At 31.3% G+C, this 13,225-nt stretch carries 12 protein-coding genes; 11 read left to right on the top strand and 1 reads right to left on the bottom strand.

Annotation, left to right across the window (positions count from 1 at the left end):
- Nucleotides 1-65 precede the first annotated feature (65 nt).
- The 5 genes from BLV37_RS11090 to BLV37_RS11070 all read left to right on the top strand — a co-directional run bounded on the left by BLV37_RS11090 (nucleotide 66) and on the right by BLV37_RS11070 (nucleotide 5,712).
- On the top strand, nucleotides 66-1,706 hold the full coding sequence (locus BLV37_RS11090; protein WP_091731370.1) for a peptide ABC transporter substrate-binding protein: 1,641 nt from the start codon (nucleotides 66-68) through the stop codon (nucleotides 1,704-1,706).
- 75 nt (nucleotides 1,707-1,781) lie between these two features.
- Entirely contained in the window at nucleotides 1,782-2,720 is a 939-nt protein-coding gene (locus BLV37_RS11085; RefSeq protein ID WP_091731365.1) for an ABC transporter permease, read from the top strand.
- Entirely contained in the window at nucleotides 2,721-3,734 is a 1,014-nt protein-coding gene (gene opp3C, locus BLV37_RS11080) for an oligopeptide ABC transporter permease (RefSeq protein ID WP_091731363.1), read from the top strand.
- An 18-nt stretch (nucleotides 3,735-3,752) separates the two neighbouring features.
- Nucleotides 3,753-4,799 carry an ABC transporter ATP-binding protein gene (locus BLV37_RS11075; RefSeq protein WP_091731360.1) on the top strand — a complete coding sequence of 349 codons (1,047 nt, stop codon included), beginning with the start codon at nucleotides 3,753-3,755 and terminating at the stop codon, nucleotides 4,797-4,799.
- Entirely contained in the window at nucleotides 4,789-5,712 is a 924-nt protein-coding gene (locus BLV37_RS11070; RefSeq protein WP_091731358.1) for an ABC transporter ATP-binding protein, read from the top strand. The genes BLV37_RS11075 and BLV37_RS11070 overlap by 11 nt, the downstream gene beginning before the upstream one ends.
- Nucleotides 5,713-5,840: 128 nt before the next feature.
- On the opposite strand, the gene BLV37_RS11065 is transcribed toward BLV37_RS11070, so the two are convergent.
- Nucleotides 5,841-6,152, bottom strand: coding sequence for a hypothetical protein (locus BLV37_RS11065; RefSeq protein WP_091731355.1), 312 nt, complete (start codon nucleotides 6,150-6,152; stop codon nucleotides 5,841-5,843).
- A 188-nt stretch (nucleotides 6,153-6,340) separates the two neighbouring features.
- On the opposite strand from BLV37_RS11065, the gene BLV37_RS11060 reads away from it, so the two are divergent.
- The 6 genes from BLV37_RS11060 (at nucleotide 6,341) to BLV37_RS11035 (ending at nucleotide 13,083) form a co-directional block, all read left to right on the top strand.
- Nucleotides 6,341-7,060, top strand: coding sequence for an ABC transporter ATP-binding protein (locus tag BLV37_RS11060; protein WP_091731353.1), 720 nt, complete (start codon nucleotides 6,341-6,343; stop codon nucleotides 7,058-7,060).
- Nucleotides 7,047-8,645 (top strand): ABC transporter permease, encoded by a 1,599-nt coding sequence (locus tag BLV37_RS11055; protein ID WP_091731350.1) that lies wholly within the window; start codon nucleotides 7,047-7,049, stop codon nucleotides 8,643-8,645. The genes BLV37_RS11060 and BLV37_RS11055 overlap by 14 nt, the downstream gene beginning before the upstream one ends.
- 140 nt (nucleotides 8,646-8,785) lie before the next feature.
- Nucleotides 8,786-9,727 carry an AEC family transporter gene (locus BLV37_RS11050; protein ID WP_091731347.1) on the top strand — a complete coding sequence of 314 codons (942 nt, stop codon included), beginning with the start codon at nucleotides 8,786-8,788 and terminating at the stop codon, nucleotides 9,725-9,727.
- 326 nt (nucleotides 9,728-10,053) lie between these two features.
- Nucleotides 10,054-10,647, top strand: coding sequence for a GNAT family N-acetyltransferase (locus BLV37_RS11045; protein ID WP_091731344.1), 594 nt, complete (start codon nucleotides 10,054-10,056; stop codon nucleotides 10,645-10,647).
- Between the two features lie 138 nt (nucleotides 10,648-10,785).
- A complete protein-coding gene (locus tag BLV37_RS11040) occupies nucleotides 10,786-11,703 on the top strand; it encodes a DMT family transporter (protein WP_176967962.1) in 918 nt (305 codons plus the stop codon).
- Between the two features lie 192 nt (nucleotides 11,704-11,895).
- On the top strand, nucleotides 11,896-13,083 hold the full coding sequence (locus tag BLV37_RS11035; RefSeq protein ID WP_091731339.1) for a coenzyme F420-0:L-glutamate ligase: 1,188 nt from the start codon (nucleotides 11,896-11,898) through the stop codon (nucleotides 13,081-13,083).
- The last annotated feature ends 142 nt before the right edge of the window (nucleotides 13,084-13,225 follow it).

Below are 13,225 nucleotides of genomic sequence, written 5' to 3'. Positions count from 1 at the left end.
TATAATAGCTATTATATTAAATTTCTCTAGAGAAGATTTTGAATAAATAAAGGAGGGTCTACATTATGAAGAAATTAACAAAATCATCAATTGTTTTATTAATTTTAACATTAGTTTTATCCTTATTCTTGTCTGGATGTGGACAAAGCAATTCAACTAAGGATTCTGCTAAAAAGTACTTAAGACTAGCAAAGGATGTTGAATTGGCAACTATGGATCAGCATATTGCTACAGATGAATTATCTTTTGAAACTATTTCTGCAACAATTGAAGGTTTATATACCTTAGATAAGGATGGAAATATAATTCCAGCAATAGCCTTATCAGAAGAAGTGAGCGATGATGGATTAACATATACTTTTAAGCTTAGAGAAAATGCAAAATGGTCAAATGGAGAGCCTGTAACTGCTAATGACTTTGTATTTAGCTGGAGGAGACTAGTAGATCCTAAAACTGCAAGTGAATATAACTTCATTATGGATGTAGCTGGTGTGAAAAATGCAAGCAAGATTGTAGAGGGAGAACTTCCAAAGGAAGAATTAGGAATAGAAGCTATAGATGATTATACTTTAAAGATTACCTTAGATAGACCAGTTCCATATTTTAAATCTCTTACTACCTTCGCATCATTTTTTCCGCTAAATGAGAAGTTTGTAACAGAAAAAGGAGATAAATACGCTCTTGAGCCAGAAAATTTACTTGCTAATGGACCTTTTAAAATGGTGGAATGGAACAAAGGGTACGGATATAAGCTAGATAAAAATTCATACTACTACGATGCTGAAAAAGTTAAAATTGATGGTATAGATTTTCGTATTATAAAAGATAACCAAACTGCGGCATTGAAATTTGAATCTAATGAATTAGATGTTGCAAAGATTTCATCGGAGCTTGTTGATAAATACAAATCAAGCCCAAGCTATAACCAAGTAGACGGTGGCTTCCTATGGTACATGTCATTTAATCACGAAAATGAAGTATTTAGCAATATTAATATTCGTAGAGCCTTTACACATGCCATAAACAAGGAGCATATTGCTATAAAAATACTCAATGATGGCTCTAGGCCAGCTGATTTCTTTATTCCAATAGGGTTGGCAACAGGCCCTGATGGGAAGGACTTCCGTGAAGATGGTACTACCTATGCTAAATATGACAAAGACCTAGCATTAGAATATTGGAACAAAGCAAAAGCAGAATTAGGAAAAGAGAATATTGAAGTTGAAATATTATTTGATGATGCAGAAACAATTAAGAAAATGTCGGAGTTCATCCAAGCTGAGCTTGAAACTAATTTACCAGGTTTAACTGTGAAGCTAAAAGCACAACCAAAGAAAAATCGTCTAGAGTTAATGCGTGGAGGAAACTTTGAAGCTGGAGTTACTCGTTGGGGTCCTGATTATGCTGACCCACTAACTTATCTAGAATTGTTCTTGACTGGCAGTTCTTCTAATACTCCAAATTATTCTAGCGAAGAGTACGACAATATTATATTTGATGTTAGTCGTGGTGAATTAGCAGGTGACCCAGAAAAAAGATGGGAAGCAATGAAAGAAGCAGAAAGAATTATATTAGAAAAAGATGCAATAGTTGCACCATTATTTCAGAGTGGTTATACTTTCTTAATCAATCCAAAGGTAAAGGGTATAGAAAGCCATACTGTTGGTACAACCTTTATTTATAAGAATGTAGAAATAAGTGAATAGATTTAGGCCATAGATTTGCAAATCTATGGCCTAAATTATAAAGAATTTATGACAGGTAGAAAGGAGTTGATTGATATGCTTAAATACATTCGAAAAAGATTAATTATTTCAATACTTACATTATTTATTATTCTAACGGTTCTCTTTCTATTACTAGAGCTAATGCCAGGTTCGCCATTTAACGATGAAAAGCTAAGCGATGAACAGCGTATAATGCTATATGAAAAATATGAGCTAGGTAAGCCCTTGTATATAAGATATATTTCATATTTAAAAAACGTCATACTGAAGGGTGATTTTGGGAACTCATACAGCATACAAAAAGATGCGGCTGTCTCTGATTTGTTAAAGAGCAGACTATCTATTTCCATAAAAATAGGTATACAATCTTTAATGCTAGGCTCCTTTATTGGACTTATACTTGGAATTGTTGCTGCAGTAAATAAGAACACAAAGTGGGATACTATTACTACGATTTTTGCAGTAATTGGCATATCAGTCCCCTCTTATGTATTCGCATTAGGCTTAAGTTATTTCTTAGGATACAAGTTAAAATTATTTCCCTTTACTTATGATATTTATCAATCCTTTAAGTCGAGCCTTCTTCCCACCATTGCATTATCTATGTTTGTAATTGCAACGGTAGCAAGATTTATGAGAACAGAGCTTGTAGAGGTTTTAGGGTCTGAGTACATTACATTGGCTGAGGCCAAGGGCTTGAAGATTAGGAAAGTAATTTTTAGGCATTCTGTAAGAAATGCACTTATACCAGTAATTACAGTTTTAGGGCCTATTACTGTAAGCTTGATGACAGGTTCTTTAGTTGTAGAAAGAATTTTCGGAATACCAGGAATTGGAGACCTATTAGTTACTGCAATTAGTGTAAATGATTTTAATGTAGTTATTTCAATAGCCTTTTTCTATAGTATGTTTTATATTTTGATGATGCTTATAATTGATATTTTATACGGAGTAATCGATCCTAGAATTCGTATAGCAAAGGGGGCTAATTAATTGGAAAACTTAAGACTTAGCTTTCGTGGAAACTCTTTTGAAAGAGTATTTAGGGATGAGAAAACGCAAAAGGATATAGTGTATGAGGGTGTAAGCTTTTGGAAGGATGTAAGCTTAAGATTTTATCAAAATAAAGGTGCCTTAATAGGATTTGTTTTAATAACAATAATTATCGCATTAGCTTTTATAGGACCTTATATGAACTCTCATACTTATAAAAGTATAAAAACAGAGCATATGAATCTTCCTCCTAGAATTCCAGTAATAGAAAAGCTTGGTATATTAGATGGAGAAATTGGAGGAGTAAACGTATACAAAGAAAAAGGACTTCACGATGTATATTACTGGTTTGGAACAGATAACTTAGGAAGAGATATATGGACAAGAGTTTGGGTTGGAACTCAAGTTTCCCTATATATCGCTCTTTTGGCTGTAATAATTGATATGCTTATTGGCATGAGCTATGGTCTTTTATCAGGCTATATTGGTGGGAAAGTAGATATATTTATGCAAAGATTTATAGAAATTTTAAGTGGTATTCCGAATTTAGTAGTAGTTACCTTATTTGTCATGGTATTAAATCCAGGAATACTTTCGATTTCTTTGGCATTAGTTATTACAGGCTGGATAGGTATGAGTAGAGTAGTACGCTCACAGGTATTGAAGCTAAAAGAGTTGGATTTTATTTTAGCATCAAGAACTTTAGGCTCAAGCACTCTAGACATAATTAGAAAGGATTTGTTTCCGAATATATTTGGACAAGTAATTATTATGAGCATGTTTTCAATTCCAAGTTCTATTTTTTATGAATCATTTTTAGCCTTTATAGGACTAGGGTTACAGCCACCAATGGCTTCTCTTGGAGTGCTAATTAACGATGGTTACAAATCTATTTTGATTTATCCGCATATCATTATGTTTCCAGTCATTGTATTAGCTATATTAATGCTAAGCTTCAACCTATTAGCTGATGGCCTAAGAGATGCTTTAGATCCAAAAATGAAAGAACATTAATAAGAAGTGGGTGGAATCATGAAAAAAATACTTGAAGTAAAAGATTTGCATGTATCTTTTAATACTCATAATGGAATAGTTAAAGCTATCCGAGGTGTTAGCTTTGATTTGTACAAGGGAGAGACACTAGCTATCGTAGGAGAAAGTGGCTCTGGGAAATCAGTGACAACTAAGGTGTTAATGGGCATACTTGCCAAGAATGAGGTTATAGAAAAAGGAGAAATACTATTTGAAGGCAAGGATTTGACAAAAATAAGTAACAAGGAAATAACAAATATTAGAGGAAAAGAAATAGCTATGATTTTTCAAGATCCTATGACATCATTAAATCCAACTATGACAGTAGGCTATCAAATAGCTGAAAGCATAATGGAGCATCAAAAGCTTAGTAAATCCCAAGCTAAGGAAAAAGCTATAGAGCTAATCCAGCTTGTTGGCATAAATGAGCCTGAAAAAAGATATAAGCAATATCCACATCAATTAAGTGGAGGTATGAGGCAAAGAATTGTAATCGCTATAGCACTTGCATGTAATCCAAAGATTCTCATTGCAGATGAACCAACTACTGCGCTAGATGTTACTATACAAGCACAAATATTAGATTTAATAAAGGAGATTCAAAATAAAATAGGACTATCTATTATCTTTATTACACATGATTTAGGAGTAGTTGCAAATATAGCAGATAGAGTAGCTATAATGTATGCAGGAAAAATTATTGAGTATGGAACCTCTGAGGAAATATTTTACCATCCACAGCACCCATATACATGGGGATTACTAGCTTCTGTTCCAGATATGGCAAATCAGCAAAATGAGTTATATGCAATCCCAGGAACACCGCCTAATATGCTATATCCACCTAAGGGAGATGCCTTTGCACTTAGAAGTGATTATGCTCTAAAGATTGACTTTGAAGAGGAACCTCCTTTCTTTAAAGTATCAGATACTCATTATGCAGCTACCTGGTTACTCCATGAAAAAGCACCTAAAATTCAGATGCCAAAGGTATTGAAGGATAGGATTGAAATGATGAAAAAGGAGGTAGCACTAAATGCCTGCTAATAAAGAAGTAATTTTAAGTGTAAAAAACTTAAAGCAGTATTTTAAACTAGACAGAAAAAACCTATTAAAAGCAGTAGATAATATATCATTTAATGTATACAGAGGTGAAACCTTTGGTCTTGTGGGAGAAAGCGGTTCAGGCAAATCTACAACTGGTAGAAGTATAATAAGGCTGTATAATCCAACAGCAGGGGAAGTTACCTTTTCAGGCAAAAAAATATCAGGACAAATAGATAGTGAGACTGAGAAAATGCTAAGAACAAAGATGCAGATGATATTTCAAGACCCGATGGCTTCGTTAAATCCTAGAAAAACAGTTTTAGACATAATTGCACAGGGTTTAGACATTCATAAGCTTTATAAAACAAAGGAGGAAAGAAAGGAAAAGGTATATAATATTTTAGAAACTGTTGGCTTATCTAGAGAACATGCTCACAGATATCCCCATGAATTTAGTGGGGGACAGAGACAAAGAATAGGTATAGCTAGAGCTTTAGTCCTTGAGCCAGATTTTATAATTGCAGATGAAGCCATAAGCGCCCTAGATGTTTCTATACAAGCTCAGGTAGTAAACCTATTAAAAAACCTGCAAAAAGAAAGAAATTTAACCTATATATTTATTGCACATGATTTATCAATGGTGAAATATATAAGCGATAAAATTGGAGTTATGCATTTGGGGAAGATGGTTGAGTTAGGGACAGCAGAATCCATATACAGCAATGCTACTCATCCCTATACTAAATCCTTACTATCAGCCATACCTTATCCCAATCCTATATTAGAAAGAACTAGGAAAAGAACTCATTATGATAAAAAAGATATAGATTATGAAAAAGGAGAATTTACTGAGATAGAAAAGGGACATTTTGTATTAGGAACTAAGGAAGAAATCAAAAAATGGACCTCCTAATTTCATATAAAAGTATTATAAAGGGTCATGGTTTTCTCATGTATGAACTGACCCCCATAAGTTAGACCTAAAAAATCTGACTTATGGGAGGTCACATCAGTACAAAGAAAGCTATGGCTCTTTTACATTTATCCCCAAAACTCAGGTTCTTTAATAAAATCAGAACGTATTGCTTTCTGTATAATTGTGAGATGAATCTTAGTATTATCAGTCCCCAGGCTAAAGGGAAATTTTGAGCTACAGCCCTCACATTGAATATACTCCTCATTACTTAGCTGCTCTCGGTTGTCAAATAGAAAAGGCCATACTCCATTTTCCTTACTCCAATCCTCTGTGAGAGGGGTATCTATTTTATATGTATATAAATAAGTAGCTTCTCTCTTCATTTCTAAATATTTTCCTTGGCATTTAGGGCATATCAAAGGACTATTTACATCCATAAACTACATTCCCTTCTATCAGTTTTATAGTATTATTTCCTTGATTAGAAAGATATATAATAAAGAATAAAATAATTATTTATTTTAAACTAAATCTAAATAATATATATAAATATTATTTTAAGAAATGATATAATTTATGTGAAAACATATTGATAGACTAATACATAAAGAAAGGAAGAAATAAAATGCTAAAAATAAATAATCTTTCTAAAACATATAAAGGTGGGAAAAAAGCAGTAGACAATCTTAGCTTAAATATTGAAAGGGGAGATATATATGGATTTATAGGCCATAATGGGGCAGGTAAGACCACAACTATAAAATGTGTTACTGGAATATTAGATTTTGATGAAGGAGATATCTTTATAGATGGCATTTCCATAAGAGAAAATCCAATAGAATGCAAAAAACTACTAGCGTATATTCCAGACAATCCTGATTTATATGAGAGTATGACGGGAATACAATATTTGAATTTTATTTCAGACATTTTTCGTATCTCTAAAGCAGATAGAGAAAGAAATATCGAAAAGTTTTCTAATTCATTTGAGTTAACAAAAAACTTAGGAGATTTAATATCATCATATTCTCATGGTATGAAGCAAAAGCTTGCTATTATCTCTGCGTTAATTCATGAGCCTAAGCTTTTGATTTTAGATGAGCCCTTTGTTGGATTAGATCCTAAGGCAGCTCACATTTTAAAGGAATACATGAAGGAAATGTGTCAAAAAGGTAGTGCTATATTTTTCTCTACTCATGTGCTAGAGGTTGCAGAAAAGCTCTGCAATAAAATTGCGATCATTAAAGATGGAAAGCTAATTGCTAGTGGAGAAACACAGAAAGTAAAAGGTGATAGCTCCCTTGAGAGAGTTTTTTTGGAGGTTACTGATAATGAACAATACTAAATTACTTATAAAAGCTAGTATTATTAATTCCTTTGGCTTAAATAAATTTTTAAAGGAGACCTCTAAATCTGAAAAAACAAAAATGATTTTTATAGGGATAGCTATTTTATGGGCATTCGTTGCCGTATTTGCTTCATCCTTTGCTTACTCTTATATGGTATCAGATGTTTTATTTCAGCTTGATGCATTAAACATACTGCTTGTTATAGCCTTTATAAATGTAAGTATAATTTCATTATTTATGAGTATATATAAGGCTTCAGGATATTTATTTTCATTTAAAGACTATGATTTACTCATGTCTTTACCAGTAAGCACATCACAGGTTCTTATTAGTAAGCTATTGCTACTTTATAGCTCTAATTTAATAGTATCTATAATAATAGGGTTACCACCATTGATTGTTTATGGAATAAAATCCTCAAGCACTTTTCTATACTATGTATTTGCACTTATAGCCATGTTTCTTATACCTTTTATTCCGCTTATTATAGGTTCAGGGCTATCTTTTATATTGGGAAAGATATCTACAAGATTTAAGTTTACAAATCTTATTATGATAATAGGCTCCTTTGCTTTAATTTTAATATTAATGCTAGGCTCCTTTTCAATCAATAATATATCAACAGAATTTATTCAAAGCTCTGCAGAGCTTATGGGCAGCATATCAAAGGCTTATTTTCCCATTGTATTTTTTGTTAACGCTTTAGAAAAATTAGAAGCACTTTCCTTACTTTTATTTATACTAAGTGCTTTAATCCCATTTGTTATTTTTCTTCTAATATTTGTAAATAGCTTTAAAAATATTAACTCTAAAATGAATGAGAGCTTTAAAGAGGCTAACTATAAGATGAGCTCATTAAAGGTATCTTCTTCATTAATAGCCTTATACAAAAAAGAAATTAATTTTTACTTTTCATCCTATATATATGTTGTTAACACAGGTATAGGTGTCATAATGATGACTATATTTACTATAAGCATGGCAATACTTGGTGAAGAAAAATTAGCTCAAGATTTAGAAATGCCTATGATAAGTCAATTTGTGGTTCCTGCTGCTATTGCTATTATGTCTTTATGTATATGCCTTACCTGTACAACTGCGTCTTCAATATCTCTCGAGGGGAAAAACATATGGATAGTAAAATCCTTACCTATAAAAATAATAGAAATTATAAAAAGCAAAATACTTGTCAATTTAACAGTTATTTTGCCCCTTTTGTTTGTTAATTCTCTGATTCTAGCAGTATCATTTAGGTTAACACTAATATCCTATATATTGTTTTTGGCTATACCGACGCTGTATGCTTTTTTAATCTCAATGACAGGGATAATAGTTAATCTGCACCTTCCAAAGCTAGAATGGAAATCTCATATGGTAGTTGTAAAGCAAAGTGCTAGTGTTGTTGTTACAATGCTGATAGGGATATTATCGGTGCTTATTCCTATATTTATATTTTATCTCACTGAACCTACAAATTTTAACGTTTTTTCATTCTATTTAACCATAGCTTTACTAATGGTGAATTTATTACTATGGTCTATTATTAAAGCTGAGGGAATAAAAATTTTCGCCAAGCTTTAACAATGTTTTTAACTAGTTTCCCAAACCTTGTTTATTGTGGTATTATTATATAAGTATATATTTATATGTAGTCGAAAAAAGAATTATACAATATCTTTAGTGATTCAACTTAAATATATGGTTAGGAAGGTAAAGTTTATATGACTGATATTGCTGCTAAAATAATACCTATACTTTTATTAATTTCATTGGGATGTTTTTTTAGGTATAAAAATACATTTAAACAAACTACTATTGATGAAGTAAAGAAACTAGTAATTGACATTGCATTTTCGGCAGTTTTATTTATAACCTTTTTGAATATGGAACTGAGGAAGGAGTATTTTTTAGTTTCAATTATCATATTTCTCATGTTGACCCTATTCTATTTTGCAGGAATAATGCTTAATATGATAAAGCTTATTAAACATTCCTTAATACCTTTTTTTTCATCTGGATTTGCTTTTGGTTTCCTAGGTATACCCCTATTTTCAACTATTTTTGGTGTTGAAAACCTAGGGAAGCTATCAATACTTGGTATTGGGCATGAGTTCTTCATATGGCTTTTGTTTTATACCCTTTTAAAAATAAAATTAGGAAATCAAAAATTTTCAGTGGAAACGGGAATACAAATTTTTAAATCTCCTGTTATAATTAGTATAACCTTAGGAATTATCTTAAATTTAACAGGACTTGGGACAAGCATTCATTACAATCCGATAGCAAAAGGCCTGTATACAACGATAGAGTATTTATCAAATTTATCTACTCCATTAATATTAATTATTATAGGCTATGGCTTAAGGTTTAATAAGAAATATATGAAGCAAAGCGTACTATTTATAATGATTAGATTTATAGTCATTCTGTCAATTGGATATTTTATGAAAATATTTGTTATAAATAAAATTGTTGCACCAGACTTAATGTTTGATTATGCATATTTTACTTTTTTAATATTACCATCTCCTCTTACACTGCCAATATTTGTTGGGGCTTCTAGCACACAAGAATATGAGGAATTGGCTAATAATACTGTTGTACTTAATACAGTAGTAAGTATTGTTATTTTTATCATATTTGTATTAACAATAAATATTTAATCAAATTGGTGTAGGTAGAATTTATTTCTACCTATCTTTTTATGCAAAAGAACTTGACACAATAAGCTTCAACAAAAGCTAACTTGCAGTGGAATCACAGAAGCTTTTGTGAGCATTTTAGATAATTCACATAAGAATACTATTAAAAAGAAGTAAAAACAAGATTATTAAAGTAAAGCTAGTAATAGAGTAAAAAAGTCATGAAGAAGCTATTTAATTTGACGGATTATTAAGGAAATCTAAGTTTGAGTATTTTCAATAAAATGTATAATATTAGAATATACTATATAAGTATAATAAAATAATAAAATTAGAGGTGTTTTTTAATGAACTCAAAAAGTTCTGACAGTGAAGATAGTGACAGTGATAATAATTGTGATAGCGAAGCACATAATAATTCAATATTAAAGCTATCACATTACAAGAAAGAGATAATGATTAATATTACAGATGAGAAAGGAGTAATTGGATACATTAGAGGTGTTTTACTGAATGTAGACAATATTCTTAGAGAATTAAAATCAGATGAAGTTTTAAAGGTTCTAGAATTTACTGATAAAGAAGAGGAGGAGGAAATCAAGACCTTTTATATCCAAGTATTATCAAAAGAAAATCGTAAGGATAATGCGTTTTATATTACAGAGCTTTTTATTGATAAGGAATATAGAGGTCAAGGAATAGGTAGAAAAATTTTCAAGCAGTTACCTCGATTTTTAAGTAAAAATATAAGTGAACCTGTATCTTGTATATATTTAATGCCTGGCCCCTTAGAAAGGATAAACGGGGAAGTTGAATATATAATGAATCCAAAAGATGAACAAATGATACTATTAAAGCATAAGCTTATAAGATTTTATGAATCAGTGGGATTTAAGAGGATTGGAGAAACTGATTTTTATTATAAGGAAAAGGTAAGTTAAATTAATCAGCCTATTCAGCATGAATAGGCTGATTAATTTTGTGAAATATAGTATAATAATAGACTATAAGTCTTATCTGCTTATTATATCAACTATTGAAATAAAATCAGGTATTTAATAACAAAAGGAGAGATGCAATTGAAAGACAAAAAAGAAACTATATTTACAAAACCATATATGATTATGATATTAGGACTTATAAGCTGTTTTTTATGGGGAAGTGCCTTTCCTTCAGTAAAGATAGGCTATAAACTATTTGATATTGGTGCTGAGGACACCTTTCAAAAAATAGTTTTTGCAGGATACAGATTTTTTATATCTTCAATTATGATATTTGTATTTTCATTAGTCACAGGAAGGACAATAAAAATTAAAAAAGAAGACATATCTAAGGTAGGCTTCCTAGGTCTTTTACAAACATCTATACAGTATGTATTTTTCTATATTGGTCTTTCAAATACTAGTGGTACAAAAGGTTCTATACTTGCTGCTACGACTACATTCTTTAGTGTAATATTAGCCCACTTTTTCTATGAGGAGGACAGACTAAATGCTAAAAGAATAATGGGAGTATTATTAGGCTTTGCAGGAGTAGTTATTGTAAATTTAAAGGGTGGAGCCTTTCAAGGTGGTTTTAGATTTACAGGAGAAGGGTTTATTATTATCTCTAGCCTAGTAGGCGCATTAGCAGGCATATACACTAAAAAAATAGCTAAAAACATATCACCCTTTGCCGTATCTGGCTATCAACTATTTTTAGGTTCATTGTTATTAATACTAGCAGGTTTTTTAGGGGGAGGAAGAGGACTAGTGCTCACTTCTAACAACTGGATGCTGCTATTATACTTAGGATTTATTTCTGCATGTGCCTTTACCTTATGGACAATTTTGTTAAGGTATAATGGAGTTGGGAAGGTTTCTATTTATAAGTTCTCTGTACCCTTGTTTGGAGTATTCTTATCATACATTTTCCTAGGGGAAAGACTTTTGGGGTTTAATGTAATAATATCAGTTATATTAGTTTCTGCTGGAATAATTTTAATAAACAAGGAATAAAAGAAGACTTTGACAAATTTCATTTAGGTCAAGCTCTATTATATTTAAAAATTAAAGTATAACTTTCCTATTCGTTATAAAAAAATCATAAATATATGTCTATAATGTGATAATATATTAGTAGAATAATGTGATTGCAATATGATGAAAAACAATTCAAATATTCTAAAATGTATATAAGGAGGAATATTCGTGGAAAGAGCAGTGGGTACAACCGCAAGAGGAATTAGAGCTCCTATTATAAAAGAGGGGGATGATTTAGTAAATATAGTAGTAGATTCTCTACTAAAAGCAATGAAAACAGAAAATTTTAGCATTAAAGATAGAGATGTAATAGGTATAACTGAATCTTTAGTAGCAAGAGCTCAGGGTAATTATGCTACAATACATGACATAGCATATGACATAAGTAGAAAATTTAAAGGCGATATAGCTGTACTTTTTCCAATATTAAGCAGAAATAGATTTTCTTTAATATTAAAGGGTATCGCTTTAAGTGGCAAAAAGGTTTATTTGTTTTTAAATTATCCATCAGATGAGGTGGGTAACCATATTATGGATGTCGATGTTATGGATGAACTAGGTGTTAATCCTTATACTGATATTTTAAGTGAAGAAAAGTATAGAGAGCTTTTTGGTGAAAAAGTAGAACATCCTTTTACAGGTATAGATTATGTAAGCTATTATGAAGGCATTTCATCAAATAATAATATAGAAATAATTTTAGCAAATGACCCAAGAGTGGCTTTAGACTATACTAAAGAAATATTAGTGGCTAATATTCATGAAAGAAAAAGAACAAAGAGAATTTTAAAAGATGCAGGAGCAGAAACTATATATGGTCTAGATGATATTTTAAATATATCTATTAATGGTAGTGGATTTAATCCGGATTATGGCTTGCTTGGTTCTAATACTGCTACAGAAGAAAAGGTAAAACTATTTCCTAAAGATTGTCAAGAATTAGTAACTAATATACAAAAAGCTATAAAGGATAAAACAGGCAAGCAGGTGGAAGTCATGGTGTATGGAGACGGAGCTTTTAAAGACCCGGCAGGTAAAATATGGGAGTTGGCTGACCCAGTAGTATCACCAGGCTATACTGATGGACTTAAAGGAACACCAAATGAAATAAAGCTAAAATATATTGCAGACAATGAGCTTAGCGAACTTAATGAAAATGAAAGAGAAGAAGCAATAAAACAGAAGATAAGAGAAAAAGAATCTAATTCAGCAGGTAAGGCCGAAACCTTAGGAACTACTCCTAGACAGCTAACAGATCTTTTAGGGAGTTTATGTGACCTTATAAGTGGAAGTGGAGACAAGGGTACTCCTATAGTACTTATACAAGGATATTTTGATAGCTATGCAGCAGAGTAATAGTTTACTCTGCTTTCTTTATGACTAACCAATGAGCGAGTCAAATTGTAGGTAGGCCCGCAACGAGTACCAACCTTATTGTAGGTTTATGACAAGAGTGTCCGTTAGGACCAAATTTATAATAGCGAGAGGGAACAAATAA

This window comes from Proteiniborus ethanoligenes (assembly GCF_900107485.1).
In the GTDB taxonomy this organism is placed as follows: Bacteria; Bacillota; Clostridia; order Tissierellales; family Proteiniboraceae; genus Proteiniborus; species Proteiniborus ethanoligenes.
The sequence above is the reverse complement of the archived record's forward strand: the minus strand, read 5'-3'. Positions and strand labels throughout refer to the sequence as shown.

Bases quoted from the DNA above. Each gene is read 5' to 3' on its own strand.
- BLV37_RS11060 (WP_091731353.1), top strand. From the start codon at position 6,341: ATGCTAAAAATAAATAATCTTTCTAAAACATATAAAGGTGGGAAAAAA.
- BLV37_RS11045 (WP_091731344.1), top strand. From the start codon at position 10,054: ATGAACTCAAAAAGTTCTGACAGTGAAGATAGTGACAGTGATAATAAT.
- BLV37_RS11055 (WP_091731350.1), top strand. From the start codon at position 7,047: ATGAACAATACTAAATTACTTATAAAAGCTAGTATTATTAATTCCTTT.
- BLV37_RS11050 (WP_091731347.1), top strand. From the start codon at position 8,786: ATGACTGATATTGCTGCTAAAATAATACCTATACTTTTATTAATTTCA.
- BLV37_RS11090 (WP_091731370.1), top strand. From the start codon at position 66: ATGAAGAAATTAACAAAATCATCAATTGTTTTATTAATTTTAACATTA.
- BLV37_RS11065 (WP_091731355.1), bottom strand. From the start codon at position 6,152: ATGGATGTAAATAGTCCTTTGATATGCCCTAAATGCCAAGGAAAATAT.
- BLV37_RS11070 (WP_091731358.1), top strand. From the start codon at position 4,789: ATGCCTGCTAATAAAGAAGTAATTTTAAGTGTAAAAAACTTAAAGCAG.
- BLV37_RS11075 (WP_091731360.1), top strand. From the start codon at position 3,753: ATGAAAAAAATACTTGAAGTAAAAGATTTGCATGTATCTTTTAATACT.
- BLV37_RS11085 (WP_091731365.1), top strand. From the start codon at position 1,782: ATGCTTAAATACATTCGAAAAAGATTAATTATTTCAATACTTACATTA.